The sequence below is a fragment of the Mycoplasma sp. CSL7503-lung genome (assembly GCF_025515455.1).
In the GTDB taxonomy this organism is placed as follows: domain Bacteria; phylum Bacillota_I; class Bacilli_A; order Mycoplasmatales; family Metamycoplasmataceae; genus Mycoplasmopsis.
Genome location: NZ_JAOPHP010000066.1, coordinates 1 through 300, shown reverse-complemented (window position 1 = coordinate 300; position 300 = coordinate 1). Strand labels below are relative to the sequence as shown.

The window sequence follows — 300 nt, the reverse complement described above, 5'->3', positions numbered from 1 at the left end:
TAGTTCAACAACAAAAACAAAGGAGTAAAATGTCTCAAACACAAAACAAAAAAGACTTAAAATTTAATAATATCGATATTGAAACTTTTGTTCTTTCTTATTATGACAATTTAGAATCTACAGAAGAAACGTTTGAACAGATATCAAATAAAATTTCAAGTACTTTAAATAAGAATTTAGAAAATCATATTAATCAAAAAGAATACTATGAAACAATTTTAGAATACTTTGAATGTTTAAATGTGCTTGATTTAAGTGTAGATTTCGAAAACTATAATATTATTCGTATTTTAAATGACT

1 protein-coding gene is annotated in these 300 nt (G+C 21.7%); it reads left to right on the top strand.

Annotated elements, in window-relative coordinates; translation table 4 throughout:
• Nucleotides 1–29: 29 nt before the first annotated feature.
• On the top strand, nucleotides 30–300 hold a 271-nt coding region (locus N9R85_RS03930; protein ID WP_262858673.1), incomplete at its 3' end, for a hypothetical protein.